Annotated in this window: 26 protein-coding genes; 12 read left to right on the forward strand and 14 right to left on the reverse strand. The window is 71.1% G+C overall.

The window, feature by feature from the left end:
* Positions 1-28 precede the first annotated feature (28 nt).
* On the reverse strand, positions 29-1,078 hold the full coding sequence (locus IR155_RS04955) for a 4-hydroxy-3-methylbut-2-enyl diphosphate reductase (protein ID WP_406917956.1): 1,050 nt from the start codon (positions 1,076-1,078) through the stop codon (positions 29-31).
* Positions 1,079-1,218: 140 nt separating this feature from the next.
* Here IR155_RS04955 and xseA point away from each other — a divergent pair, with 140 nt between their 5' ends.
* The 5 genes from xseA to IR155_RS04980 are packed head-to-tail and all read left to right on the forward strand — an operon-like array spanning position 1,219 to position 5,515.
* Entirely contained in the window at positions 1,219-2,529 is a 1,311-nt protein-coding gene (gene xseA, locus IR155_RS04960; RefSeq protein ID WP_135113719.1) for an exodeoxyribonuclease VII large subunit, read from the forward strand.
* 1 nt (position 2,530) lies between these two features.
* Complete coding sequence (locus IR155_RS04965; protein ID WP_135113720.1) at positions 2,531-2,773, forward strand: exodeoxyribonuclease VII small subunit; 243 nt, start codon at positions 2,531-2,533, stop codon at positions 2,771-2,773.
* A complete protein-coding gene (locus IR155_RS04970) occupies positions 2,773-3,423 on the forward strand; it encodes a DUF4245 family protein (RefSeq protein ID WP_135113721.1) in 651 nt (216 codons plus the stop codon). The genes IR155_RS04965 and IR155_RS04970 overlap by 1 nt, the downstream gene beginning before the upstream one ends.
* Positions 3,420-4,073, forward strand: a complete 654-nt coding sequence (locus IR155_RS04975) for a carbonic anhydrase (protein ID WP_135113722.1) — start codon at positions 3,420-3,422, stop codon at positions 4,071-4,073. Before IR155_RS04970 ends, IR155_RS04975 begins: the two co-directional genes overlap by 4 nt.
* Before the next feature lie 47 nt (positions 4,074-4,120).
* On the forward strand, positions 4,121-5,515 hold the full coding sequence (locus IR155_RS04980; protein WP_135113723.1) for a class II fumarate hydratase: 1,395 nt from the start codon (positions 4,121-4,123) through the stop codon (positions 5,513-5,515).
* A 67-nt stretch (positions 5,516-5,582) separates the two neighbouring features.
* On the opposite strand, the gene IR155_RS16145 is transcribed toward IR155_RS04980, so the two are convergent.
* The 6 genes from IR155_RS16145 to IR155_RS05005 form a co-directional block, all read right to left on the reverse strand.
* Positions 5,583-5,717 (reverse strand): hypothetical protein, encoded by a 135-nt coding sequence (locus IR155_RS16145; RefSeq protein WP_265589612.1) that lies wholly within the window; start codon positions 5,715-5,717, stop codon positions 5,583-5,585.
* On the reverse strand, positions 5,717-5,947 hold the full coding sequence (locus IR155_RS04985) for a YbdD/YjiX family protein (RefSeq protein WP_135113724.1): 231 nt from the start codon (positions 5,945-5,947) through the stop codon (positions 5,717-5,719). Before IR155_RS04985 ends, IR155_RS16145 begins: the two co-directional genes overlap by 1 nt.
* Positions 5,937-8,183, reverse strand: a complete 2,247-nt coding sequence (locus IR155_RS04990; RefSeq protein ID WP_135113725.1) for a carbon starvation CstA family protein — start codon at positions 8,181-8,183, stop codon at positions 5,937-5,939. Before IR155_RS04990 ends, IR155_RS04985 begins: the two co-directional genes overlap by 11 nt.
* 145 nt (positions 8,184-8,328) lie before the next feature.
* Positions 8,329-9,687, reverse strand: coding sequence for a PhoH family protein (locus IR155_RS04995; protein WP_228066677.1), 1,359 nt, complete (start codon positions 9,685-9,687; stop codon positions 8,329-8,331).
* 204 nt (positions 9,688-9,891) lie between these two features.
* Complete coding sequence (locus tag IR155_RS05000; RefSeq protein ID WP_233441104.1) at positions 9,892-11,013, reverse strand: aminotransferase class V-fold PLP-dependent enzyme; 1,122 nt, start codon at positions 11,011-11,013, stop codon at positions 9,892-9,894.
* 48 nt (positions 11,014-11,061) lie between these two features.
* On the reverse strand, positions 11,062-11,838 hold the full coding sequence (locus IR155_RS05005) for an isoprenyl transferase (protein WP_135113768.1): 777 nt from the start codon (positions 11,836-11,838) through the stop codon (positions 11,062-11,064).
* Between the two features lie 110 nt (positions 11,839-11,948).
* On the opposite strand from IR155_RS05005, the gene trhA reads away from it, so the two are divergent.
* The gene (gene trhA, locus IR155_RS05010; protein ID WP_135113727.1) at positions 11,949-12,686 is read left to right on the forward strand and encodes a PAQR family membrane homeostasis protein TrhA; all 738 of its coding nucleotides are present in this window, start codon (positions 11,949-11,951) and stop codon (positions 12,684-12,686) included.
* Positions 12,687-12,713: 27 nt separating this feature from the next.
* On the opposite strand, the gene IR155_RS05015 is transcribed toward trhA, so the two are convergent.
* Positions 12,714-14,723 carry a GGDEF domain-containing protein gene (locus IR155_RS05015; RefSeq protein WP_167760706.1) on the reverse strand — a complete coding sequence of 670 codons (2,010 nt, stop codon included), beginning with the start codon at positions 14,721-14,723 and terminating at the stop codon, positions 12,714-12,716.
* A 190-nt stretch (positions 14,724-14,913) separates the two neighbouring features.
* Between IR155_RS05015 and IR155_RS05020 the strand changes: the two genes are divergently transcribed.
* A complete protein-coding gene (locus IR155_RS05020) occupies positions 14,914-15,582 on the forward strand; it encodes an EAL domain-containing protein (RefSeq protein ID WP_167760707.1) in 669 nt (222 codons plus the stop codon).
* Positions 15,583-15,604: 22 nt separating this feature from the next.
* Here the strand turns inward: IR155_RS05020 and IR155_RS05025 are convergent, their stop codons facing one another.
* The 3 genes from IR155_RS05025 to IR155_RS05035 all read right to left on the reverse strand — a co-directional run bounded on the left by IR155_RS05025 (position 15,605) and on the right by IR155_RS05035 (position 17,571).
* On the reverse strand, positions 15,605-15,868 hold the full coding sequence (locus IR155_RS05025; protein ID WP_228066664.1) for a hypothetical protein: 264 nt from the start codon (positions 15,866-15,868) through the stop codon (positions 15,605-15,607).
* Positions 15,823-17,241, reverse strand: coding sequence for a glycosyltransferase family 2 protein (locus tag IR155_RS05030; RefSeq protein ID WP_228066665.1), 1,419 nt, complete (start codon positions 17,239-17,241; stop codon positions 15,823-15,825). Before IR155_RS05030 ends, IR155_RS05025 begins: the two co-directional genes overlap by 46 nt.
* 81 nt (positions 17,242-17,322) lie before the next feature.
* Entirely contained in the window at positions 17,323-17,571 is a 249-nt protein-coding gene (locus IR155_RS05035) for a hypothetical protein (protein WP_135113731.1), read from the reverse strand.
* A 91-nt stretch (positions 17,572-17,662) separates the two neighbouring features.
* Between IR155_RS05035 and IR155_RS05040 the strand changes: the two genes are divergently transcribed.
* Positions 17,663-18,058: a DUF4307 domain-containing protein gene (locus IR155_RS05040; protein WP_135113732.1), complete on the forward strand. Its 396-nt coding sequence runs from the start codon at positions 17,663-17,665 to the stop codon at positions 18,056-18,058.
* 81 nt (positions 18,059-18,139) lie between these two features.
* Positions 18,140-18,628 carry a transcription elongation factor GreA gene (gene greA / locus IR155_RS05045; RefSeq protein ID WP_135113733.1) on the forward strand — a complete coding sequence of 163 codons (489 nt, stop codon included), beginning with the start codon at positions 18,140-18,142 and terminating at the stop codon, positions 18,626-18,628.
* 275 nt (positions 18,629-18,903) lie between these two features.
* Here the strand turns inward: greA and ilvA are convergent, their stop codons facing one another.
* Together ilvA and IR155_RS05055 are read right to left on the reverse strand one after the other, a co-directional pair.
* Positions 18,904-20,133, reverse strand: coding sequence for a threonine ammonia-lyase (ilvA, locus tag IR155_RS05050; protein ID WP_135113770.1), 1,230 nt, complete (start codon positions 20,131-20,133; stop codon positions 18,904-18,906).
* Between the two features lie 35 nt (positions 20,134-20,168).
* Positions 20,169-21,404 (reverse strand): AI-2E family transporter, encoded by a 1,236-nt coding sequence (locus IR155_RS05055; RefSeq protein ID WP_135113734.1) that lies wholly within the window; start codon positions 21,402-21,404, stop codon positions 20,169-20,171.
* A gap of 70 nt (positions 21,405-21,474) precedes the next feature.
* Between IR155_RS05055 and IR155_RS05060 the strand changes: the two genes are divergently transcribed.
* From IR155_RS05060 to IR155_RS15910, 3 genes are all read left to right on the forward strand, one after another.
* Positions 21,475-22,782, forward strand: coding sequence for a winged helix-turn-helix domain-containing protein (locus IR155_RS05060; RefSeq protein ID WP_233441105.1), 1,308 nt, complete (start codon positions 21,475-21,477; stop codon positions 22,780-22,782).
* Positions 22,783-22,857: 75 nt separating this feature from the next.
* A complete protein-coding gene (locus IR155_RS05065; RefSeq protein ID WP_228066666.1) occupies positions 22,858-23,670 on the forward strand; it encodes an NAD-dependent epimerase/dehydratase family protein in 813 nt (270 codons plus the stop codon).
* Positions 23,670-23,831 (forward strand): hypothetical protein, encoded by a 162-nt coding sequence (locus IR155_RS15910; protein WP_228066667.1) that lies wholly within the window; start codon positions 23,670-23,672, stop codon positions 23,829-23,831. Before IR155_RS05065 ends, IR155_RS15910 begins: the two co-directional genes overlap by 1 nt.
* Positions 23,832-23,908: 77 nt before the next feature.
* On the opposite strand, the gene IR155_RS05070 is transcribed toward IR155_RS15910, so the two are convergent.
* Positions 23,909-24,475, reverse strand: a complete 567-nt coding sequence (locus IR155_RS05070; protein ID WP_135113736.1) for a LemA family protein — start codon at positions 24,473-24,475, stop codon at positions 23,909-23,911.
* Positions 24,476-24,611: the final 136 nt, after the last annotated feature.

Below are 24,611 nucleotides of genomic sequence, written 5' to 3' on the forward strand. Positions count from 1 at the left end.
GCTCGGTGCGACCGCGGAGGACGACGCCTCACGCGCGGCTCCGGCCGCCGAGCGCGCGCTCGTCGCGGCGGCCCGTGGGGTCCTGGCGCAGCTCCTTGGGCAGCGAGAACATCAGGTCCTCCTCCGCGGTGCGCACCTCCTCGACGTCGCGGTAGCCCGCGCCCGACAAGTCGGCGAGGACCTCCTGCACGAGCACCTCGGGCACCGAGGCGCCGCTGGTGACGCCCACGGTCTCGACGCCGTCGAGCCACTCCTGGCGCACCTCGTCGGCGTAGTCGACGCGGTAGGCGGCCTTGGCGCCGTGCTCCAGCGCGACCTCGACGAGGCGCACGCTGTTCGACGAGTTCGCCGAGCCCACCACGATCACCAGATCCGCCTCGCGCGCGACCTTCTTGATCGCGACCTGACGGTTCTGGGTGGCGTAGCAGATGTCGTCCGACGGCGGATCCTGCAGCTGCGGGAAGCGCTCCCGCAGGCGCCGCACCGTCTCCATGGTCTCGTCGACCGAGAGCGTCGTCTGCGACAGCCACACGACCTTGTTCGGGTCGGCGACCTCGACGGTGTCGGCCTCCTCGGGCGAGTTCACGATGGTGACGTGGTCGGGCGCCTCTCCGGCGGTCCCCTCGACCTCCTCGTGCCCCGTGTGGCCGATCAGCAGGATCTGGAAGTCGTCGCGCGCGAAGCGGACCGCCTCGCGGTGCACCTTCGTCACCAGCGGGCACGTGGCGTCGATCGCCTGCAGGCCGCGATCGGATGCCGCGTTCACCACGGCGGGCGAGACGCCGTGCGCGCTGAAGACGACATGCGCGCCGGAGGGGACCTCGTCGACCTCCTCGACGAAGATCGCCCCCTTCGCCTCGAGCTCGGTGACGACGTGGATGTTGTGGACGATCTGCTTGCGCACGTACACGGGCGCGCCGTAGCGCTCGAGCGCCTTCTCGACCGCGACGACGGCGCGATCGACGCCCGCACAGTATCCACGGGGGGCTGCGAGCAGCACCCGCTTGTGTCCGGGCACGGGGATATCCTGAAGGGGCTCGCGACGAACCTGTGCACGACGTGCCGGGATGGCGGGCACGGGCAGCGAGATGGCGGTGGCGCTCACATCTCGATTCTACGGTCGGCCCCCTGTACGGGGCCCGAGCGGGCCCGGGACGCACGCCACGCGCGGAAGCCGGGGCGTCATGCGCCCGTACCGAGCGACCGAAGGGACCCGAAGTGACGTCGTTCCAGCCTGTGGCGGTGCCCGGCGAGGCACCGCCACCCGACAGCGTCGCACCACGCGACTCCACCCCCGACGCGCCGACCTCGATCGGCCGGCTGAACCAGACGATCAAGGGCTTCATCGAGCGGTGGGGCTCGGTCTGGGTCGAGGGCGAGATCACCTCGTGGAACGTGCGCGCCGGAGCGGTGTACGCGCGGCTGAAGGACGCGCACGGAGACGCACAGATCTCCATCCGGATCTGGTCGAGCGCACGCAACCGGATGCCCGCCGACCTCAAGATCGGCGACCACGTCGTCGCCTGCGTGAAGGCCGACTTCTACCCCCGCGGCGGCGACTTCTCGTTCCAGGTGTCCGCGATGCGGCACGTCGGCCTCGGCGAGCAGCTCGAGCGCCTCGAGAAGCTGCGCGCCCAGCTGCGGGCCGAGGGCCTGTTCGACGCCGCGCGCAAGAAGCCGCTCCCCTTCCTGCCGCACTGCATCGGCCTCATCACGGGCGAGCGCAGCGACGCCGAGAAGGACGTCCACCGCAACGCCGAGCTGCGCTGGCCGCAGGTGCGCTTCCGCACCGAGTACGCGGCCGTGCAGGGCGACCGGTGCGTCCCCGAGACGCTGGCGGCCCTCAAGCGCCTCGACGCGGCCCCCGAGGTCGACGTGATCGTGATCGCGCGCGGCGGGGGCGATCCGCAGACCCTGCTCGGCTTCAGCGACGAGCGCCTGCTGCGCGCGGTCGCGGCCGCCACGAAGCCGGTGGTCAGCGCGATCGGGCACGAGAACGACCATCCCCTGCTCGACGACGTCGCCGACCTCCGCGCGTCCACTCCCACCGACGCGGCGAAGCGCGTCGTGCCCGACGTCGGCGAGCAGCGCGCGATCGTCGCGCAGCTGCGCTCGCGGATGACGATGCGGCTCACCCAGCGGATCTCGCACGACATCGCGCAGCTCGAGCAGCTGCGCTCGCGACCCGCCCTGCGCTCTCCCGACCACCTCATCCGCACCCGCACGCAGGACGTCTGGCAGCTCGTCAGCCGAGGTCGCGACCTCGCTCAGCGCCGCGTCGAGCAGGGGCTGCTGCGCACCGCCGAGCTTCGCGCGTCGCTGCGCGCCCTGTCCCCTGCCGCCACGCTCGCGCGCGGCTACGCGATCGCGCACACCGACGGCGGCGTCATCCTGCGCGACGCGCAGCAGGCGCCCGCCGGCACCCCGATCGTCGTGACGCTCGATCGCGGATCCATCGGCGCCACGTCGACCGGAGAGCTCGCGGAGGGCCCGACCACCGCGACCGGGACGTCGGATGCCGGAAAGTAGGATGGAGGACGTGACCTCGGACACCTCCCTCCCGGACGTCGCCACGCTCTCGTTCGAGCAGGCGCGCGACGAGCTCGTGCGTGTCGTCGGCGAGCTCGAGCAGGGAGCGCCGTCCCTCGAGCAGTCGCTCGCCCTGTGGGAGCGCGGCGAGGCTCTCGCCGCCCGCTGCGATGAGTGGCTGCGGGGCGCCAAGCGCCGCCTCGAGGCCGCGCAGGCCGCGGGCGAGGCCGGAGACGACGCCTGATGGCCCGCGAGCCGCGCGTCGTCGCCGAGCTCGGCCGTCCGGAGACGCCCGAGGAGACCGCAGTCCGCAAGGCCGCGAACTCCAAGGCCTACCGCGAGAGCCAGAACTTCCGGAACCTCATCTTCGCGCTGCTGGTGACACTCGCGATCGTCGTCGTCATCGTCCTGGTCGTCCCCCGCGGCGGCCCCGGCGAGCACCGCAGCGTCGATCCCGCGCCGGCGGCCGACGCCGCGAGCACCGCCTACGAGCGCACGGTGATCCTGCCGGACCTGCCCGCCCCCACGAAGGAGAACGGCTGGTTCGTCAACGAGGCGAAGGTCGTCCCCGGTGACACGCCGCGCTGGGAGGTGCTCTACGTCCCCGGCGACGAGAGCTTCCTGCGCTTCGTGCAGGGGTTCGACGCGGATGCGACCTGGGCCGCACAGCAGCTCGGCGGCACGGCACCCGCCGGCGAGGTCGTCGCGGGAGGCATCACCTGGCAGACGTACGAGGTCGATCCGACGCGCAACAAGAACGTGACGTACGCGCTCGGCACCCAGGCCGGCACCGACCACATCCTGCTGTACGGCACCTCGACCCCGAAGAAGACGGCGGAGATCGCCGAGATGATCGCGCCGCAGGTGCGCGCCCTGACCGAGGAGAGTGAATGACGCACGTGACCCCCGACGAGGCCTGGGAGAGCATGCTGGCCGGGAACGCGCGCTTCGTCGCGGGCGCCCCGGAGCACCCCCACCAGGACGTCGAGCGCCGCCACACGATCGCCGCCGCGCAGACGCCCCGGGCGGCGCTGTTCGGCTGCTCGGACTCGCGCCTGTCGGCCGAGATCATCTTCGACATGGGCCTCGGCGACCTGTTCGTCGTGCGCAACGCCGGCCAGGTCGCCGGCGACTCGATCGTCGGCAGCCTCGAGTACGCGGTCGAGGTGCTGAAGGTGCCGCTGATCGTCGTCCTCGGGCATGACGCGTGCGGAGCCGTCCGCGCGGCGATCGAGAGCACCCACGCGGATGCGCCGGTGCTGCCGCCGTCGATCTGGCGCCTGATCGCGCCGATCGTCCCCGCCGTGCGTCGCGTGCTCCGCGCGGGCGCGGCCGACGGAGTGACCCCCGAGACCGTCGACGCCGACCTCGTCGGCCGCGAGCACCTGCGCGACACGGTCACGGCCCTGCTGCAGCGCTCCGAGCTGATCAGCACCGCGGTCGCCGAGCGCCGCCTTGCCATCGTCGGCGCGAACTACCGCCTCGCCGAGGGCACCGTCGTGCCCGACGTCGTCCTGGGCACCCAGCACAGCGACGCCGCCTGACGCGCGGCCCGAACCCCGAGCCCGATCCAAACCGGAGGAACGACGAAGTGACCGAGATCGAGTACCGCATCGAACACGACACCATGGGCGAGGTGCGCGTACCCGCGTCCGCGCTCTACCGCGCGCAGACCCAGCGCGCCGTCGAGAACTTCCCGATCTCGGGCAAGGGCCTCGAGTCGACGCAGATCGCCGCCCTCGCGCGCATCAAGAAGGCCGCGGCGCTCGCCAACAAGGAGCTCGGCACCCTCGACGGCGCGATCGCCGACGCGATCGCCGCCGCGGCCGACGAGGTCGTCACCGGCCAGCACGACGCGCACTTCCCGGTCGACACCTACCAGACCGGATCCGGCACGTCCTCGAACATGAACATGAACGAGGTGCTCGCCACCCTCGCCACGCAGAAGCTCGGCGCGGATGTGCACCCGAACGACCATGTGAACGCGTCGCAGTCGTCGAACGATGTCTTCCCCACGTCGGTTCACGTGGCCGTGACCCAGGCGCTCATCGAAGACCTCGTCCCGGCGCTCGACCACCTCGCCACGGCCTTCGAGGAGAAGGCCGTGCTCTGGAAGGACGCGGTCAAGTCGGGCCGCACACACCTGATGGACGCCACCCCCGTCACGCTCGGCCAGGAGTTCGGCGGCTACGCGCGCCAGATGCGCCTCGGCATCGAGCGCGTCGAGGCGGCACTCCCCCGCGTGGCCGAGGTGCCGCTCGGCGGCACCGCCGTCGGCACCGGCATCAACACGCCCCTCGGCTTCCCGCAGAAGGTCATCGAGCTGCTCGCGGCCGAGACCGGCCTGCCGATCACCGAGGCGAAGGACCACTTCGAGGCCCAGGCGAACCGCGACGGTCTCGTCGAGGCGTCGGGTGCCCTCCGCACCATCGCGGTGTCGCTCACCAAGATCAACAACGATCTGCGCTGGATGGGCTCCGGCCCGAACACCGGCCTCGGCGAGCTCCACATCCCCGACCTGCAGCCCGGGTCCTCGATCATGCCGGGCAAGGTCAACCCCGTCGTCCCCGAGGCCGTCCTCATGGTCGCCGCCCGCGTAATCGGAAACGACGCGACGGTCGCCTGGGCGGGCGCATCCGGCTCGTTCGAGCTCAACGTCGCCATCCCCGTGATGGGCACGGCGCTGCTCGAGTCCATCCGCCTGCTCGCGAACGCCTCGCGCGTGCTCGCGGACAAGACGGTGAAGGGCCTCGAGGCGAACCTCGAGCGCGCCGCCGCCTTCGCCGGCATGAGCCCCTCGATCGTGACGCCGCTGAACAAGCTCATCGGCTACGAGGCGGCCGCCAAGATCGCCAAGCACGCGGTCGCCAAGGGCATCACGGTGCGCGAGGCGGTCATCGACCTCGGCTACGTCGAGCGCGGCGAGCTCACCGAGGCGCAGCTCGGCGAGAAGCTCGACCTGCTCTCGATGACGCACGCGGGCTGATCCGCTCCTGATCGACGGAAGGGCCGGAGGACATCGTCCTCCGGCCCTTCCGTCGCGTGAGCGGTCGTCAGCGGTCGATCGCTCGCTCCACCTCGGCGACCAGCGCCGCGACCCGGTCGATCGCGGCGAGGAGCTCGTCCGGCGTCGCCGCGGCGAGTTCCTTCTCGTCCACGTCGTTCGTGGCGATGTGCTCCGCCGTCATCAGCAGCAGCGCGCCCCGGGGTTCGCGTCCTGCTCGCGGTACACGCAGCGCCAGTACTCCTTGGCCGTCATGGGATCGCGATCCGGATGCGCGGCGCGTTCGTGGGCGACATACGCGTCGTACTTCGCCTCCCCCGTCACGCCCCGGGCGAACCACACGAGGCCGCGCCAGGCCCGGCCCAGGGCCGCGAGGGCCCCGGACCGGGTCTGGTCCACCGCGTCAGTGGCCACGGGCCGGCTGCTGCTCCGCGGGGAGGGCGTCCCACTCCTTCACGAGCGCGCGCTCCTCGGCCGTGGCGATCAGGCCCGCCGGGGCGAACCGCCGGGAGGGCACGGCCGGATCCTCGTTGTCGATGACCTCCGTCGCGCGGAACGCCTTGACCACCTGGATGATCGCGACGGCAATGACGATCGCCGCGAGCAGCAGGAACACGATCGACAGCGTTCCCTGCACCGCGGTGTTGCGCACCGTCGCCTCCGCGGCTGCAAGCTTGGCCGCCTCGTCCGCGCCGGGCGCGAAGTCGACGTAGCTGCCGTCGGCGATGCCGTCGCGGAACTTCACGTGGTTCGCCCAGTAGCCGACCGCCGGGGTAGACGAGAAGATCTTCAGCCACGAGCCGGTGAACGTGACCACGGTCACGAACGCGAGCGGCACGGCGACGACCCACAGGCCCTTGAACGTGCGCCGGCGGGCGATGATCACCATCACGATCGCCAGGGCGATCGCGGCGAGCAGCTGGTTCGAGATGCCGAACAGCGGGAACAGCGTGTTGATGCCGCCCAGCGGGTCGGTCACGCCCATCAGCAGCACCGCGCCCCAGCCGGCGACCATGATCGCCGTGCAGACCCATGCGCCGACGCGCCACGACGTGTCCTTGAAGCGCGGGATGATGTTGCCGATCGAGTCCTGCAGCATGAAGCGCGCGACGCGCGTGCCCGCGTCGACGGCGGTGAGGATGAACAGCGCCTCGAACATGATCGCGAAGTGGTACCAGAACGCCATCCACGATGCGCCACCGAGCCACTGGTGAAGGATGTTCGCCAGGCCGAATGCGAGCGTGGGCGCACCACCCGTGCGGGAGATGACCGACTCCTCGCCGACGCTCGACGCCGCTCCCGTGAGCTGCTCCGGGGTGACGTTCACCCCGGTCAGGCCCAGGCTGTTGACGAACGCGACGGCTCCCTCGACAGTGCCGCCGGTGGCCGCGGCGGAAGAGTTCATCGCGTAGTAGAGCCCCTGGTCGATCGAGATCGCGGCGACGAGCGCCATGATCGCAACGAACGACTCCATGAGCATTCCGCCGTAGCCGAGGAAGCGCGTCTGCTTCTCCTTCTCGACCATCTTCGGCGTGGTTCCCGAGGAGATCAGCGCGTGGAAGCCCGACAGGGCGCCGCACGCGATCGTGACGAACAGGAACGGGAAGAGGCTTCCCGGCCACACCGGTCCCGTCTCACCGCCGGCGAAGATGCTGAACGCGGGAACGTCGATCTCGGGGCGGACGAAGAGGATCGCGACGGCGAGCAGCACGATCACGCCGATCTTCATGAAGGTCGACAGGTAGTCGCGCGGGGCGAGCAGCATCCACACGGGGAGCACGGCGGCGATGAAGCCGTAGATGATGATCCCCCAGGCGATGGCGGTCCGGTCGAGGCCGAAGATCGCCTGACCCCACTCGCTCGCGCCGACGTACTGCCCGGCGACGATCGCGATCATCAGCAGGACGAAGCCGATCAGCGAGACCTCGGCGATCCGGCCGGGACGGATCCAGCGCAGGTACGCGCCCATGAACAGCGCGATCGGGATCGTCATGGAGACCGAGAAGACACCCCACGGGCTGTCGCCGAGGGCGTTGACCACCACGAGGGCGAGGATCGCCGTGATGATGATCATGATGAGCAGCGTCGCGAGGATCGCGGCCGCGCCGCCGAAGCGTCCGAGCTCGTCCTTCGCCATCTGGCCCAGCGAGCGTCCGCCGCGGCGCATGGAGAAGAACATCACGAGGTAGTCCTGCACCGCGCCCGCGAGCACGACGCCCACGATGATCCAGATCGTTCCCGGCAGGTAGCCCATCTGCGCGGCGAGCACGGGGCCCGTCAGCGGGCCCGCGCCCGCGATGGCCGCGAAGTGGTGGCCGAACAGCACGCGACGGTCGGTCGGGACGTAGTCCTTTCCGTCGGCCTTGTACTCGGCGGGCGTTGCTCGCCTGTCGTCCGGGCGGACGATGAGCCGCTCGATGTACTTCGAGTAGAAGCGGTAGAAGATCAGATACGTCGCGACGGCCGCGAAGACGAACCAGATTGCGTTCACCGTCTCGCCGCGCACGATCGCGAGCATCGTCCAGCCGAGGCCGCCGAGGATGGCGATGACCGCCCAGATCGCGATCTTCAGCGGCGTCCACTTCGGCTTGTCGTCGACCGCGACGGGCGGGAGCGCCCGCTCTCGGGTCCGGGCTCTGGTGTCAGACATGTGGGGACTCCTTCATCGGCACACGCAAGAAAGGCGGCCGTCATTGGCCGCTTGCTGAGATTTTACTGAACGCACGCTCGATGGCGTGCCGCACACGCACGAGCGGCCCGGATGGATCGCCATCCGGGCCGCTCGTGGTGTCGGATCAGGCCAGCTCGCCGAACTCCAGCAGGTCGGTGACGAGCGCCGCGATCGCCGAGCGCTCCGACCGCGTCAGGGTGACGTGACCGAACAGCCCGTGGCCCTTGAGGCTCTCGATCACGCTCGCGATGCCGTCGTGGCGGCCGACCCGCAGGTTGTCGCGCTGGGCGACGTCGTGCGTGAGGACGACCCGCGAGTTCTGCCCCATGCGGCTCAGCACCGTGAGCAGGACGTTGCGCTCGAGCGACTGCGCCTCGTCGACGATCACGAACGCGTCGTGCAGCGAGCGCCCGCGGATGTGCGTGAGCGGCAGCACCTCGAGGATGCCGCGCTGCACGACCTCGTCGAGCACGTTGGTAGAGACGACCGAGCCGAGCGTGTCGTATACGGCCTGGCCCCACGGGTTCATCTTCTCGGCCTGGTCGCCGGGCAGGTAGCCGAGCTCCTGGCCGCCGACGGCGAACAGCGGGCGGAAGACGATGATCTTCTTCTGCTGCTGCCGCTCGAGCACCGCCTCGAGGCCCGCGCACAGGGCCAGAGCCGACTTGCCGGTTCCCGCGCGTCCGCCGAGCGAGACGATGCCGACCTCCGGGTCGAGGAGCAGATCGATGGCGATGCGCTGCTCGGCCGAGCGGCCGTGAAGTCCGAACACGTCGCGGTCGCCGCGCACGAGCCGCACCTCGGAGTCCCCCGACACCCGGCCGAGGGCGGAACCGCGCTCCGACTGGATGACGAGCCCGGTGTTGATGGGAAGCCCGCGGACGTCCTCGTGGGAGGCGACCTCGCTCTCGTAGAGGTCGGCCATGTCGTCGCCCGAGAGATGCAGCGTCGCGATGCCCGTCCATCCGGAGTCGACGGCCTGCTCGGCGAGGTACTCCTCCGCGGCGATGCCGAGGGATGCGGCCTTCACGCGCATCGGCATGTCCTTGGAGATCACGGTGACCTCCTGGCCGTCCTGCGCCAGGTGCATCGCGACCGCCAGGATGCGGCTGTCGTTGTCGCCGAGCCGGATGCCGCTCGGCAGCACGGTCGCGTCGGTGTTGTTGAGCTCGACGCGCAGCGTGCCGCCGTCACCGACCGGAACCGGGAAGTCGAGACGGCCGTGCTCCACTCGGAGCTCGTCGAGGTGGCGGAGCGCCTGCCGGGCGAAGTAGCCGAGCTCGGGATCGTGACGCTTACCCTCGAGCTCCGAGATCACCACGACCGGGATGACGACGGAGTGCTCGGCGAAGCGGAAGAACGCCCGCGGATCGCTCAGCAGCACCGACGTGTCGAGCACGTAGGTGCGCAGGCTCTGCGCGGATTCGTGTGAAGCGGCCTTGCGCCGTGCGGTGGTGCTGCGGCTGCTGGCCTGCTGAGACATCGTGTTGGTCACGCCCCACTCCCGACCCGGGTACCTTGCCCGGCTTCAACGAGTCGACCTGGGGGCCACGAGTCGCGATCCTTGATGGCCGACTCGAACGGGCGCCTTACCCGTTGCCCACACGGTACGTCCGCAACCGACCGAATTACAAGGGTGTCATTCGTTACGAACAGATGAACCGGATCCGCGACCGCCGTCGGCGCGTCAGGACCGCTGCTGTGCGAACGCCGCGCAGGCCTCTTCGAACAGGCCGAGCGTCTCGTCGTCGGTCCCCACGTGGGGCGCGACGCGCACGGTCCCCGCCCGTGCGGTCACCGCCACGCCACGGTTGGCGAGCTCGGCTCCGAGCGCCGCGGCGTTCTCCGGCTCGAGCGCGACGACGCCCGCGCGGCGGGCCGGGTCGAGCGGCGTCACCACGGGGATGTCGTGCCGCTGGGCGATCTCGATCACGCGCTCCGTGCGCTCGCTGAGCGCCGCTTCGACGGCGTCGACGCCGACGGCCTCGATCTCGGAGAGCGCGACGGCCAGGGCCCCCGCGCCGACCAGCGCATCGGCACCGCTCACCGTGTAGGCCTGGGCGGAGGACGCCGGCATCGGCACCGCGTCCACGGTCATGCCGCCCTCGGCACCGCGGAAGCCGGACAGCACGGGGGCGATGCGCGCCCGGGCGCGCGCGCCGAACCAGGCGAAGCCGGTGCCCCGCCCCGCGCGCAGCCACTTATAGCCGTGGCCGCACACGACGTCAGCGGCCTGCCAGTCGGCGTCGACCACCCCGAAGCTCTGCACCGCGTCGACGATGAGCAGCCGGTCGGGCCCGATCGCCTCGCGCAGCGCGCGCAGATCGGCGCGGTAGCCGGTGCGGAAGTCGACGTGACTGACCGCCAGCGCGACCGTCTCGTCGTCGACCGCCTCGGCGACGGCATCCGGGGTCACGAACCCGTGGGGCGCGCTCAGCCACTGCGGATGAACCAGCCCGAAGGCGTCGGCGGCGCGCGTGATGGCGGTGGGGATGCTCGGGAACTCGGCGGGCGAGGCGAGGATGCCACCCGCGAGGCCGTACACCGCATGCATCAGGCCGTAGGTCGACGACGGCTGCAGGGTGACCTCGTCGTCCGCCGCGCCGAGCAGGCGCGAAAGCAGCGCCCTCGCCTCGCCCTCGCGTTCGGCGACGTGCGCGATGCTGCTCGTGCGCCCCGTGCCGAGCAGCTCGAGGTCGGCGAGCGCCTCGTCGCGCACGGCGGGGCTGAGCGGGCCGAACGCCGCCCAGTTCAGATAGCCGGGTTCGACAGCGAACGTTGCCCGGAAGTCGTCGATGGTGCCGATCACACCGACATTCTGGCAGGCGCACCTGTCAGGCCGCCGCCGAGTCCCCGATCAGCCGCCGAAACGGCGGTCGCGCGTCGCGTAGTCGCGGATCGCGCGCAGAAAGTCGACCTCACGCAGGTCGGGGCCGAGCGCCTCCACGAAGTAGAACTCGCTGTGCGCGCTCTGCCAGACCAGGAAATCGCTCAGGCGCTGCTCGCCGCTCGTGCGGATGACCAGATCCGGATCGGGTTGGCCACCCGTGTACAGGTGCTCGCCGATCGACTCGGGGGTCAGGTTCTCGGCGAGTTCTTCGAGTGTGCCGCCGCGCTCGCCGTGCCGCGCGATGATCCTCCGCACCGCGTCGACGATCTCATGCCGCCCGCCGTACCCCACCGCGAGGTTCACGTGAAGACCGGTGTGAGCGCGCGTGCGGTCCTCGGCATCGCGCAGCGCGGTCGCCAGGTTGTCGGGCAGCAGCTCAGCGCGCCCGGCATGCTGCACGCGCCAGTCGCCGCTGTCCGCCAGGTCTCCGGCGAGGCCCGCGATGATGTCGATCAGGTCGGCCAGCTCGGCCGAATCGCGCTTTCGCAGGTTGTCGTTCGAGAGCAGGTAGAGCGTCACGACCTTGATACCCAGCTCGTCGCACCAGCCGAGGAACTCGATGATCTTCGCCGCGCCGGCGCGATAGCCGTGCGCGACCGAGTCATATCCGAGCTGCCGCGCCCAGCGTCGGTTGCCGTCGATGACCATCGCGACGTGATGCGGCACGTTCTCGGGAGAGATCTGGTGCCGCAGCCGCGAGCTGTACAGCCGGTACAGCGGCCCGCGGCCTTCGGCCTGCCTCATGGTTCGCACGTCAATACGCTACTCCGCGCCCAGCGCTCTCCCCTGCGGGCGGGGCCGGGCCGGGCAAGCCCGTGCCGCTTAGGGCATGCATCTCGCCGTACGCTCGGAGCATGACGCACGCGCGCGACGACGACCCGACCTCCGCAGACGGCGTACCCCAGCTGCCCCTGTTCGACGCGGCCGAGCATGACGCCCCGGTCGAGATCAAGCCGACATGGCGCGGCTGGATCCACGCGGCCACCTTCCCGGTCGCGATCATCGCGGGAATCGTGCTGATCGTCCTCGCCGAGGGCGGCCCCGCGAAGTGGGCGTCCGCGGTGTTCATGGCGTCGTCGCTGCTGCTGTTCGGCAACTCTGCCGTCTATCACCGGTTCGACTGGAGCCCGCGCACGAAGCTCGTCCTCAAGCGGATCGACCACGCGAACATCCTGCTGCTGATCGCGGGGACCTACACGCCCATCGCCGTGCTCGCACTGCCGCCGGACAAGGGGATGCTGCTGCTCGTGCTCGTGTGGTCGGGCGCGCTGCTGGGGATCCTGTTCCGCGTGTTCTGGATCGGTGCGCCGCGCTGGCTGTACGTGGCGCTGTACCTGCTGCTCGGCTGGGCGGCCGTGATGTACCTCGTCGACCTGTTCGAGGCGAATCCGGCGATGATGGTGCTCGTCATCGTCGGCGGCCTGCTGTACTCGGGCGGCGCTGTCGTCTACGCCCTGAAGCGCCCGAACCCGTGGCCCGGGCACTTCGGCTTCCACGAGATCTTCCACGTGTGCACCGTGCTGGCGTTCCTGTGCCATTGGACGGGCGCCCTGCTGATCGCCCTGGAACCGGCCTTCAACGGTCCCGCCTGATCCCGCCGCTGCGGGATCTCCGGCAGATCAGAACGGCTGCAGCGGCACCTGTCGCGTGGTTCCCCTGGCCCGCGGGCGCCGGCGTTTGGCCGCGTAGAGCGCCCGGTCGGCGCGCAGCAGCAGGTCCTCGACCTGCTCCTCCTGGCGCAGCGTCGCGGCGCCCCACGACCAGGAGTCGTCCGCCTCGGCGCGCAGTCGCTGCATGATCGCCGCGGCCCGCGCGGTGTCGGCCCCGGGAAGCGCGATCAGGAACTCATCGCCGCCGATCCGGCCGATCACATCCGTCTCGCGGAGCCCATCGCGCCACAGCGCGACCGCGGCCCGCAGCGCGCCGTCTCCGCGCGCATGCCCGTGATCGTCGTTGAGCCGCTTGAAGTCGTCGAAGTCGACGGCCACGACCGCCAGGGGCGTGCCCCGGCGGCGCGACCGCCGGGCGAGGGCCTGCAGCCGCTCCTCGAAGCCGAGGCGGTTCAGGGCACCGGTGAGCTCGTCGGTCTGCGCGAGCATGCGCAGTCGCAGCCGCACGCGCAGCACGACCTCCAGCAGGAACAGGGACGTCGGGATGCCGATGATCACCGGGCCGGGCCCGATGATCCCGAGCACGTCCGGGTCCGCGAACAGCAGACCCGCCCCGACGGCCGATACGACGACGAGCTGGAACGCGCGCGCCGTGCCCGGCCGGTAGAAGCAGCCGAGCATCGCGGCGACGAGCTGCAGCCCGAGGATCCCCTCGACGAGCGGCACCGGCCCCGCCATCGCGGAGATGTGGCCGAACGTCGTGGCCGCCACGAGGACGACCCAGGCGAGCACCGCCCAGCGGGGAAGGCGGTGGCCGAAGGCCAGCGCGGCCGCGACCGTGAGGAGGCCGATGACCACGTCGGCGACCGACAGGCCGACGCTCAGCGCGGCCTGCACCCCGAGCAGGTCGACCAGGCCGCTCAGCACGAAGAGCCCTGCGGCGGCGATGCACACGATCGTGTACGCGGTCTGCCGCGGCGGGCGCGCCTCGGCCGGATCGGGCGCCGGCAGCGCGATCCGGCGCGGGTAGGTGCGGGGCACCCGGCCGGGGGCGCGCCGCTTGTCGCGGTACAGGTCGCCATCGGCGACCTTGACCGCGTGGTCGAGTCCGCGGTTCGGCAGGATCTTGGCCACGCCGGCGCTGAAGCGGTGCGGGGACGCGGCGCGCAGCCGGCCCAGAACGGCGCGGGCGGCCTGTTCGTCCGGCGCCTGCACGACGACGACGAACTCATCGCCGCCCCAGCGCCCGACGACGCCGGATTCGCCGATCACCTCCTGCCAGGAGCGGGCACTGTCGCGCAGCAGCAGATCTCCCGCGGCATGGCCATGCCGGTCGTTGTAGGGCTTCAGGCCGTCCATGTCGATCCCGATCACCCAGAGCCCCTCGCGCCGGTGCGCGCGGACGTACGCACGCAGCGCCCGCCGGTTGAGGGTGCCCGTCAGCGGATCGGTGCGCAGCGCGCGCCGCAGCCCGCGGACCAGCGCGATCGACACCTCCAGCGTGAACACGCTGACGAGCGCGGCGTACACGCTCGCCCAGGCGACGACGGGGTCCGGATCGCGCAGCGACGGGTTGACGAGCGCCGCGACGGTGGTCACGGCCACGATCGCGCTCAGCATGATGCGCGCGGCGCGCGGCCGGAACCCCCATCCGAGATAGGCGGCGAGCAGAGGCACCAGGAACAGGGTGCTGAGCAGACCGCCCAGGTCGGAGGCCGCGAACTGTGCGACCGCGATGCCGGCCGCGACGCCGCCGATCAGCACCAGGCCTGCCCACCGCGGCAGCCGGCGCCCGGCGGCGAGCGCCCACGCGAGGCCCAGCAGACACAGCACAAGCTGCGCGATCTCGGCGGTCGTCTCGAGCGACCCGTGGGGATGCATCACGAGGTGCGCGGCGATGAGCACGGCGAAGTATCCGGCGCCCAGCGCCGTCGTCGCCGAGAAGTTCGACTGGCGGCGGAGGGCGCGCCGGATTCTGCCTACGGCAGGGCCGAGGGCATGGTCGACGGAACGAGACATGCGGTCTTCTCCAGGGCACCGGCTCGGGCAGCCGGCCATCGACGCGCTGGCTCGGGTGCCCACGCTCGACGCGCACAGACTAGCGGATGCCGTCCCCATTCGTCTGCATACTTCGTGCGCTCACTTCCCGCGCACTGCCAGGTAGAGTCGGTACCCGGGGAGCTGAGACGAGAGCAGGAGAATGACCTCGATGACGGCGCACGAGGGCACTGGCGGCCCCGAGCACCACATCCACTTCCAGTGCCTGGTCGACGCGCACTCGGAGAACGTGATCGGCTATGAGGCGCTCGCGCGGTTCGCCGACGGCGTCGCGCCGGATGAGCACCTCGCCCGCGCGCGCGCCGCGGGCCGCCTGCGCGAGCTCGAGCTGACGCTCATGCGCAGCGCCGTCGAGGCATCCCACGTCATCCCGAGCGATCTGCTGGTGACGATCAACGCCTCGGCGACCACGATCGCCTCCGCCGAGCTCGACGGGATGCTCCCCGGCGGCCGACGCTGGGGCCTGGAGCTCGCGGAGACCTCCGAGATCGACCCCGACGGCGCGCTGCGGCGCCGCGTCGCCGACTTCGGCGCACTGCTGCTGATCGACGACGCCGGCTCGCAGCACGCCTGCATCGAGTGGATCTCGATCCTGCGTCCCGAGATCGTCAAGATCGACAAGAGCGTCGTCTGGGCGGCATGCGACCGCCGTGCGGCCCGTCGCCAGCTCGACCAGTTCGTCGCGGCCTCGCGCCAGGTGGGAGCGAAGACGCTCGCCGAGGGTGTCGAGAGCGATCTGCACGCGCGAGTCATCACCGAGGCCGGGATCGACTACGCCCAGGGATTCCGATACGGCCTTCCCGCCGCCTTCGCCGCCTGACGACCACGCACGCCTCCGGCGCTCAGGTCGGTCCGTCGGGGTAGATGCCGCGGGTCTCGCGACGCCGCGAGCGCCCCCGCCACGAAAGGCGCGGCCTCGGCAGGATCTTCACCGCCGCGAGCGTCAGATACAGCAGTGTGTTGATGGCGACGAATGCCGCCAGCACCGCGACCTCGTCGCTGTGAAGGATCGACTCGGGAAGCAGGAACCCCGTCTGCACGACGAGCGCGCCCGCCGCGATCACGATGCCGCCCCCGCCGATGCCGCTGCGGGCACGTGGGCCCACGTCGCCTCTCGCCGGAACGTCATGTCGAGGATTCCCCGGACGAACACCACGTCGAGCACGAGGTCGAACACGAGCTCCGGCACCACGAGCAGCGCCAGCAGCCGCCCGCGCCACCCCGCCCGCCACGCGGTGACCAGCCGCTCGGCGACGAACACGACGCCCAGCCCGATCCAGAACGGGAACCAGATCCACTGGTCGATGGAGACGATCATGAGCGCCAGCAGCGCGAAGTACGCGGTCAGCGCGATCACCGAGTAGCCGATCGCGATCTGCTGCGCCCAGTAGCGCACAGTGGTCGAGGTGACCCCGTACGCGGCGAGGTTCTCGATCGCGCCGCGCTGCCATCGCAGCCGCTGCCGCGCCAGCGCCCGCCACGTGGGCATGAGCTCGGTGATCACCGTGCACTCGTTCGGCGAGACGATGAGCCCCCCGAGCGTCTTGATCGCGATCGTCAGCTCGTTGTCCTCGGTCAGCGCGAGGGTGTCGTACACGTCGCCGTGGACGCCCGGCAGCAGCGTTCCCCGCGAGGCGGCGACCACGCGCAGTGCCGCGGGCCGGAACACCGTCGCGGTGCCGGTCAGGACGAAGACCTTGCCCCGGCGCCGCTCGATCTCGCGGGTGTACCGCGCGTACTCGTTGCGCTGGAGCTGACCGAGCAGCCCGTGCCCCTCCTCCCCGAGGAACAGACCGCCCACCGCCATGAGCGCCCGGTCGTCGGTCATCCGGCGCCGCGCGACCTCCAGGAACACGCCCGACGCGAGGCGCGTGTCCGCATCCATCACCATCACGGCGTCGTTGGCGCCGAGCTCGGGCAGGATGCGCGCGAGCGCCTGGTTGAGCGCACCCGCCTTCTTGTGCTGGTTGCCGACGGTCTCGAAGACCTCCACCCCGGCGCGCCGGGCGATCTCGACCGTGCCGTCCGAGCAGTTGTCGGCGACGACGACGATCCGCTCGGGCGGCGTGGTCTGAGCGCGCAGCGAGGCGATCGTCGCCGGCAGATGGTGCTCCTCGTTGTGCGCGGGGATCACCACCGTGACGGTGACCTCACCCGCGAACACGCCCCGCGTCTCCGCCATGATGCGCCGAGGGGCCAGCGGCCGGCCCTCAGCGCGGGGCGAGCTGCGGCGCGCCCTCGTGAGCACGACGTCCTCGTACACCGTGATGCCCACGCCGGCGATGGCCGCCACCAGCACGCCGACGCCGACGAGCGCGAGGGCGGGCCCCTGCGGGTCGTACCGGATGGTCCACTCCCCCAGCTGCAGCGTCTGCAGCCGGCCGAAGGGCGCGGGACGTGCCGCGACGAGCGCGAACCACAGCGCACCCGCCGCGACCAGCGTGAGGCCCATGATGCCCAGGCCGGCGAACCTCTGCATACGCGAATTCATCGTGGTGACCCTCGTCCTCCGGACGTGCCGGAACGTGAGGGGAGGGTGTCCGTCCGGGCCGAGGGGAGGTTAGCGGGGGTCGTCTTCGGAATCGCTGGGAGTCTCCCCGCGTGCGGCGGCCTCCTCGGCGTCGAGAGCCTCGTTCGCCTCCGCGCGGTAGCGCGTGCGGCGCACCCGGCGCAGCATGTCGGCGACAAGCAGGGCGACCAGCACGACGAGGATCGCGATCACCGTGAAGCCCTCGGGTCCGGGCGTCACCAGCTGCGGATCGACCGTCGGCGTGGGCGTCGGAAGGGGGGTCGCCGCGAGAGCGTGCATGGGTGGCTCCTGTTCTAGCCTGGAACCACTAAGCCTACTTTCGCGCCGGCGTGCTGCCTGACAGTGCCCGGGCCCTCACCGATGGAGATCCATGACCACCCAGGCGGAGCTCGACGACCGCTACGGCCGCACGGCGCGGCCGGTGCGCCGCCGCCTGCTGTGGGGCGCCCTCATCGCCGTCGCGGCACTCGGGATCGGCTGGCTCGGCTGGACCGCCGTGTCGAACTCGGTCGAGGCGGTCTCGGTCGACGGCCTCGGCTACGAGGTGCGCGACGAGCACACCGTCGAGGTGTCGTTCCAGCTCACCGCCCCGGAGGGTCGCTCGGTCGCCTGCGCCGTGCAGGCGCTCGACAAGGAGTTCGGTGTCGTCGGCTGGAAGATCGTCCAGTACGAGGGCGACGGAGACCACCGGATGCGCCACACCGAGACGGTGCCGACCGTCGCGGAGGCGACCACGGGTTTGGTCGAATCCTGCTGGGTCACGTAGTCTGAGCCACAGATCTCACTGACGCCCCGGCAATACGCCGGGGCGTCTTGCACTATCTCCGTCCATCGAAGGGAGCACATCGTGTCCAACGATGCCCAGGTCACTTTCCTCACGCAGGAGGCCTACGACCGTCTCGCCGCCGAGCTCGAGGAGCTCTCGACCACCGGCCGCGAGGAGATCGCCAAGCGCATCGAGATCGCCCGCGAGGAGGGCGACCTCAAGGAGAACGGCGGCTACCACGCCGCGAAGGACGAGCAGGGCAAGATCGAGATGCGCATCCGCAATCTCCAGGCCCTGCTGAAGGAAGCGGTCGTCGGCGAGGCGCCGGAGTCGAACGGCACGGTCCAGCCCGGCACGGTCGTCACGGCGCTCGTCCTCGGCGACGAGGAGCGGTTCCTGCTCGGCAGCCGCGAGATCGCCGGCGGCACCGACCTCGACGTCTACAGCGAGCAGTCGCCGCTGGGCGCCGCCATCCTCGGCCTCAAGGAGGGCGACAAGACCTCCTACCAGGCGCCCAACGGCAAGGAGATCGCCGTGGAGATCGTCAAGGTGGAGACCTTCACGGGCTGATTTCTCCCTGCGCTGAAGCCCCGTTCCCGAGGAACGGGGCTTTCGCGTTCCTCGGCCGTTGCCCCTTGCGAACGAAGTGAGCGTGGAGCGAAGCGACTGCCGACCACCTCGTCAACGCGACCCCCGTCAAGGGATGGAGCGCAAGCGACAGCCCGCGAACGAGAGCGCCCGCGCGGAGCGTGGGCGCGAGCGTTCGCGCACGCTCATTGCACTACCCGCGAAGCGGATAAAAGAACACGGCACAGCCCCTCGAGCACTTGCCCTGACGTGACCTGCTAGTCCGGCAGCACCTCGGGGCGGAAGCCCGCGTCGCGGAGGATCTGGAGCGTGAGCTCGCGGTGCTCCTTGCCGCGGGTCTCGACCGAGATCTGCAGCACCACCTCGCTGATCTGCAGGCCCTGACCGTGACGCGTGTGAAGCACCTCGATGACGTTCGCGCCGGCCTCGGCGAGCAGCTCCGACACGCGCGCGAGCTGTCCCGGGCGGTCGGGAAGCGGGATCCGGATGGACATGTAGCGTCCCGACGCCGACAGGCCGTGCGCCACGACGCGCTGCAGCAGCAGGGGGTCGATGTTGCCGCCCGACAGCACGGCGACGGTCGGACCGTCCGCGCGCACCTTGCCCGCGAGGATCGCCGCGACGCCCACCGCGCCGGCCGGCTCCACGACGACCTTCGCGCGCTCGAGCAGCACAAGCAGCGCCCGGGCGATGTCGTCATCCGTGACCGTCACGACCTCGTCCACCAGCTCGCGGATGACCGCGAACGGCACGTCGCCGGGACGGTCCACCAGGATGCCGTCCGCGATCGTCGGCTGGGTGGTGATCCGGACGGGCTCGCCGGCCTCGAGCGACGCCGGGTAGGGCGCGGCGTTCTCGGCCTGCACCCCGATGATGCGGACCTGGCGGCCCTCGGCCGCGGCGCGGGCCTTGGCCGCCGCCGCGATGCCGGCGATCAGCCCGCCGCCGCCGATCCCGACCAGGATGGTCGTCACATCCGGAGCGTCGTCCATGATCTCCAGGCCCAGCGTTCCCTGGCCGATCACGACATCGCGGTGGTCGAAGGGGTGGATCAGCACGGCGCCCGTGCGCTCGGCGTGCTCCGCGGCGCGCTGCAGCGAGACCGCCACCGTCGCGCCCTCGAGCACGACCTCGGCGCCGTAGCCGCGCGTGGCGAGCAGCTTCGGCACGGGAACGCCCAGCGGCATGTAGATCGTCGCGGGGATGCCCAGCTGCTGCGCGCCGAGCGCGACGCCCTGCGCGTGGTTTCCGGCCGAGGCTGCGACGACGCCGCGCGAGCGCTCCTCCTCGGTCAGCTGCGCGAGGCGGTACGTGGCACCGCGCACCTTGAACGATCCCGTGCGCTGCAGGTTCTCGAGCTTGAGGTGCACCGGCGCACCGAGCACCTCGCTCAGGTGCAGCGAGTACTCCATCGGCGTGTGGTTGATGACGCCCTCGAGGCTGCGCGCGGCGGCCTCGATCTCGGCGAGGGTCGGCACGACGGGCAGCGCCTCGGTGGGCTTCGGGGTGGGATCGAGAGTGGTCACGATGCGGTTCCGTTCTTCTCGTCCGGCCTGCCGGCGGCCCCGCCGCCGTGCCTGACCGGTCCGATGGTCTTGGGGACGGTGTCCCAGATCAGGTTCTCTCCGTGGACGGGCGCGCCGGTGCGCCAGGACCCGCTGGACAGGGTCACCGCCACCACGTTGACGAACGCGGCGAGCGGCACGGCGAACAGCGCACCGGGGATGCCGGCGATCATGGATCCGCCCGCGACCACCATGACGACGGCGAGCGGATGCACCTTGACGGCCGACCCCATGAGGATGGGCTGGAGGACGTGGCTCTCGATCTGCTGGACGGCGAGGACGACGATCAGCATCGCCAGGGCGATGAGGGGGCCGTTGTAGACGAGCGCGATGAACACCGCGACGGCGCCGGTCAGGATGGCGCCGACGAGCGGCACGAACGAGCCGAGGAACACCATCACGGCGATCGGGATCGCGAGCGGAAGCTGGAGGAAGAAGGCGCCGAGCCCGATGCCGACCGCGTCGATCGTCGCGACGAGCAGCTGCGTGCGCGCGTAGTTGATGACCGTCTGCCAGCCGTTGCGGGCCGCCTGGTCGACCGCCATGCGGGCCTGGGCCGGGAAGAGGCGGACGGTCCAGCGCCAGATGCCCCCGGCGTCGGCGAGGATGCAGATCAGCGCGAAGAAGGTCAGCAGCGCGCCCGCGGCGAAGTGCCCCACCGTGGAGCCGATGGCGAGCGCCCCGCTCCACAGCGTCGACGCCTGCTCCTCGAGGAGGGCGAAGCCCTGGTCGAGATAGCCGTCGATCTCGGCCTCCGAGACACCGACCCCCACCAGGAAGTCGCGCAGCCCCGTGACCGCCTCGACGACGCGGTCGCGCACGTCGCCGAACTCGCGCGAGATCTGCCAGGCGACGAGCCACACGAGGGCCGCGACGATCGCGATCGTGCCGATGAGCGTGATCACGATGGCGGCCCAGCGCGGCACCCGGTGCCGCAGCAGCCACGACATCGCCGGCCAGACGAGCGCCGTGATCAGGATGGCGACGAGTAGCGGGATGACGAGGAGCTTGAACTGGATGACGAGCCAGACGAGCACGCCGATGGCCGCGGCGACCACCAGGAACCGCCACGCGTAGGCGGTCGCGATCCGGAGGCCCGCCGGCACGGCGTCGGCCGGCCGCGCCGCCGTGGGAACGGCGGGTCGCGGGCGGAACACGTCCCAGATCCCGGCGCGGGTCTTGTCGTCGCTCATCTGGGTCAGTCTAGATCCGCCCTCCATGCCGGTCCGGCATATGTCCGACCCCCTCAGTAGCGTGAGCCGGGTGAAGCAGCACCTGTCCCTCGCCGAGGCCCGCCGCGTCGCTCTCGCGGCCCAGGGGTTCGCCCGCCCGCGACCCGAGGCCGTCGGCACCCGCCAGCTCAATGGCGCGATCGCGCGGATGGGCGTGCTGCAGATCGACTCCGTGAACGTCTTCGCCCGCTCGCACTACGTTCCGCTGTTCTCACGCCTCGGTGCGTACGACACGGCCGACCTCGACCGCCTCGTACTTCGCCACGGCGCCGGCGGACGTCCGCGCAGCACCGGCTCTTACGTCGAGTACCTGGCGCACGAGGCGACGTTCCTGCCAGTCGAGGACTGGCCGCTCTGGCGGTTCCGGATGGACGACATGCGCGCGAGGTACGGCGGGCCCGGCAGCTGGTATGCCGAGAATGCCGCGACCGTCGAGTGGGTGCGCGCCGAGCTTGCCGCGCGCGGACCGCTGCGTCCCGCCCAGATCGAGTCGGACGCGCACCGCGGCAGGCGCGGCCCCTGGTGGGACTGGGATGTCGTCAAGCGCGCGCTCGAGCTGATGTGGCGCTTCGGCGAGGTCGCGATCGCGGGGCGGCGGGGCTTCGAGCGCCGCTACGGGCTCGCCGAGCAGGTCGTGCCAGGTCACCTCCTCGACGCCGAGGTGACGCGCGAGGAGGCGATCCGGGAGCTCGTCCACCGCGCCGCCCGCGCCTCCGGGGTGGCGGCGGCCTCCGATCTCGCCGACTACCACCGCATTCGCGACCGCAAGGCGGTGCTCGGCGCGGTGCAGGACCTCGTCGACCAGGGCGAGCTCGCCCCCATCTCGGTCGAGGGCTGGAAGCGGGGTGACGCGGCGCTGCCGGCGTGGGCGCACCGCGAGGCGGCGCTCCCCCGCCGCATCGATGTGGCCACGGTCCTCACGCCGTTCGATCCGGTGGTGTGGTTCCGCGAGCGGGCGGAGCGACTGTTCGATTTCGACTATCGCATCGAGATCTACACGCCCGCGCACAAGCGGCGGTTCGGCTACTACTCCCTGCCTGTGCTCGTCGATGACCGCATCGTCGGCCGCGTCGATCTGAAGGCAGATCGCGCCGCCTCGACCCTCCGCGTGCAGTCGGCGTGGTGGGAGGCGGGTGTGCCCTCGACGGCGGCGGAACGCGTCGCCACCGCGCTCCGCGACGCGGCGGCGTGGCAGGGCCTCGACCGCATCACGATCTCCACCTGGGGCGACGCGACCGACGACCTGGCATTCGTGATGCCCGACGCGGGCCGGCACGACCGCCCGGCCCTCGATCCGGAGCCCGCGCCGGCGGCCGACGAGGCGCTCGACGTCGCCTGAGCCGCTCCGGTCTCACCGATCCGCCACGGGCGGAAAGGGGCTGACGGCCGCGGATCCGCGAGGCAGACTGCAGGCATGCGACTCCTCGTCCTCGGCGGAACCGTCTTCCTGTCCCGTTCCGTGGCCGACGCGGCACTCTCCCGGGGACACGAGGTCACGGTCGTCAGCCGCGGCACGAGCGGATCCGCTCCCGCCGGCGCGCGGCATGTCATCGCGGACCGCGATGCGCCCCTTCCGGTTGAGCTGGCGGGGATGGACATCGACGTCGCGGTGGACGTCACGTCCCGCCCCTCACGTGTACGGTCCGCTCTCGCGCAGCTGCGGGCGGCGCACTGGATCTACGTGTCATCGATCAGCGTGTACGCCGACGAGCAGACGCGCGGCGGCGGCCCGGGTTCCCTGCCGCTGCAGGAAGCGCTCGACGACGACAGCGACGACCCTGCCGACTACGGACGCATGAAGGCAGGCTGCGAGCGACTGATCTCCGAGCGCGCGGAGTCCCACGCGATCGTCCGCCCCGGGCTGATCGTCGGGCCGGGCGACCGCTCGGGACGCTTCACCTACTGGGTCGACCGGATGCGATGCGTCCGGGATGGCGAGGTCGTCTTGGCACCGGGCGACGCTGCGGATCCGGTTCAGGTCATCGACGTGCGCGACCTCGCGGAGTGGATCGTCCTGCTCGCCGAACGACGGACGACCGGGGTCTTCGACGCGATCGGAGACCCCGCCCGATCACCGACCTGCTCGACGACGTCGCCGCGGGCTGCGGGGCGAGGCCCCGCTGGCGCTGGGCGACGGACGAACAGCTCGAGGGCGTCGGAGTCATCCCCTGGATGGGGCCGCGTTCCCTGCCCCTCTGGGTGCCGCGTCCCGACTACGACGGGATGATGACCCACCTCGCCGCCCCGGCTCGGGAAGCCGGCCTGCTCACCCGCCCCATCGCCGACAGCGCCCGCGACATGCTCGCCTGGCTCGAGGAGACCCCGGATGCGGCGCGCACCGGACTCACCCCCGACGAGGAGCACGAGGTCCTCGACCGCCTCGGCTGAGAGGCCTCGCCCCGAACCCGGCGACAACACGAGACGGCCGCCCGCAGAATGCGGACGGCCGTCTAGGTGAAGCTGCGTCAGAACTGCACGCGCGGCGGCTCGGCGATGGCGGCGCCATCGACGACCTCGAAGAACTCACGCTCCGTGAAGCCCAGGTTGCGGGCGAAGAGGTTGTTGGGGAACACCTTGATCTTGGTGTTCAGCTCGCGGACGCCGCCGTTGTAGAAACGGCGCGACGCCTGGATCTTGTCCTCGGTGTCCACCAGCGCGTGCTGCAGCTGCAGGTAATTCTGGCTCGCCTGGAGCTGGGGATAGGACTCGGCCACCGCGAAGAGGTTCTTCAGCGCCTGCTGGATGTGCCCCTCCGCCACGCCCGCCTCGGCGGGGCCGCGCGCCGTGAGCGTCTCGGCACGCGCGCGGGTGACGTTCTCGAAGACGGCCTTCTCGTGCGCCGCGTAGCCCTTGACGGCCTCGATGAGGTTCGGAATGAGGTCGGCCCGGCGCTTCAGCTGCACCGTGATGTCGCTCCACGCCTCGTCCACACGGACGTTCAGCTGCACGAGCGAGTTGTACGTGGCCCACAGGTAGATGCCCGCGATGACGATGATCGCCACCACGATGCCGATAGGAATCAGCCATTCCATTGAGGAACCCCCCTAGATGATGCCCCCATCCTAAACGCGACACCCGACACGCCGCGTCGCCCATGTGGTGGACGCGGAGGCCCCGCCGGTGCCGCTGTTTACTCAGTTACCGGACGTAATAATGAAGTACGGTAAC

The organism is Microbacterium paludicola, assembly GCF_015235415.1.
Classification (GTDB): Bacteria; Actinomycetota; Actinomycetes; order Actinomycetales; family Microbacteriaceae; genus Microbacterium; species Microbacterium paludicola.

What these genes read in the sequence shown, in the direction of transcription:
- IR155_RS04965 (WP_135113720.1), top strand. Translation starts at nt 2,531, where the DNA reads ATGGAGGACGTGACCTCGGACACCTCCCTCCCGGACGTCGCCACGCTC.
- IR155_RS04970 (WP_135113721.1), top strand. Translation starts at nt 2,773, where the DNA reads ATGGCCCGCGAGCCGCGCGTCGTCGCCGAGCTCGGCCGTCCGGAGACG.
- IR155_RS04975 (WP_135113722.1), top strand. Translation starts at nt 3,420, where the DNA reads ATGACGCACGTGACCCCCGACGAGGCCTGGGAGAGCATGCTGGCCGGG.
- IR155_RS16145 (WP_265589612.1), bottom strand. Translation starts at nt 5,717, where the DNA reads ATGACGGCGGAGCACATCGCCACGAACGACGTGGACGAGAAGGAACTC.
- IR155_RS04990 (WP_135113725.1), bottom strand. Translation starts at nt 8,183, where the DNA reads ATGTCTGACACCAGAGCCCGGACCCGAGAGCGGGCGCTCCCGCCCGTC.
- IR155_RS04995 (WP_228066677.1), bottom strand. Translation starts at nt 9,687, where the DNA reads ATGTCTCAGCAGGCCAGCAGCCGCAGCACCACCGCACGGCGCAAGGCC.
- IR155_RS05005 (WP_135113768.1), bottom strand. Translation starts at nt 11,838, where the DNA reads ATGAGGCAGGCCGAAGGCCGCGGGCCGCTGTACCGGCTGTACAGCTCG.
- trhA (WP_135113727.1), top strand. Translation starts at nt 11,949, where the DNA reads ATGACGCACGCGCGCGACGACGACCCGACCTCCGCAGACGGCGTACCC.
- IR155_RS05015 (WP_167760706.1), bottom strand. Translation starts at nt 14,723, where the DNA reads ATGTCTCGTTCCGTCGACCATGCCCTCGGCCCTGCCGTAGGCAGAATC.
- IR155_RS05020 (WP_167760707.1), top strand. Translation starts at nt 14,914, where the DNA reads ATGACGGCGCACGAGGGCACTGGCGGCCCCGAGCACCACATCCACTTC.
- IR155_RS05030 (WP_228066665.1), bottom strand. Translation starts at nt 17,241, where the DNA reads ATGCAGAGGTTCGCCGGCCTGGGCATCATGGGCCTCACGCTGGTCGCG.
- IR155_RS05035 (WP_135113731.1), bottom strand. Translation starts at nt 17,571, where the DNA reads ATGCACGCTCTCGCGGCGACCCCCCTTCCGACGCCCACGCCGACGGTC.
- IR155_RS05040 (WP_135113732.1), top strand. Translation starts at nt 17,663, where the DNA reads ATGACCACCCAGGCGGAGCTCGACGACCGCTACGGCCGCACGGCGCGG.
- IR155_RS05055 (WP_135113734.1), bottom strand. Translation starts at nt 21,404, where the DNA reads ATGAGCGACGACAAGACCCGCGCCGGGATCTGGGACGTGTTCCGCCCG.
- IR155_RS05065 (WP_228066666.1), top strand. Translation starts at nt 22,858, where the DNA reads ATGCGACTCCTCGTCCTCGGCGGAACCGTCTTCCTGTCCCGTTCCGTG.
- IR155_RS15910 (WP_228066667.1), top strand. Translation starts at nt 23,670, where the DNA reads ATGACCCACCTCGCCGCCCCGGCTCGGGAAGCCGGCCTGCTCACCCGC.
- IR155_RS05070 (WP_135113736.1), bottom strand. Translation starts at nt 24,475, where the DNA reads ATGGAATGGCTGATTCCTATCGGCATCGTGGTGGCGATCATCGTCATC.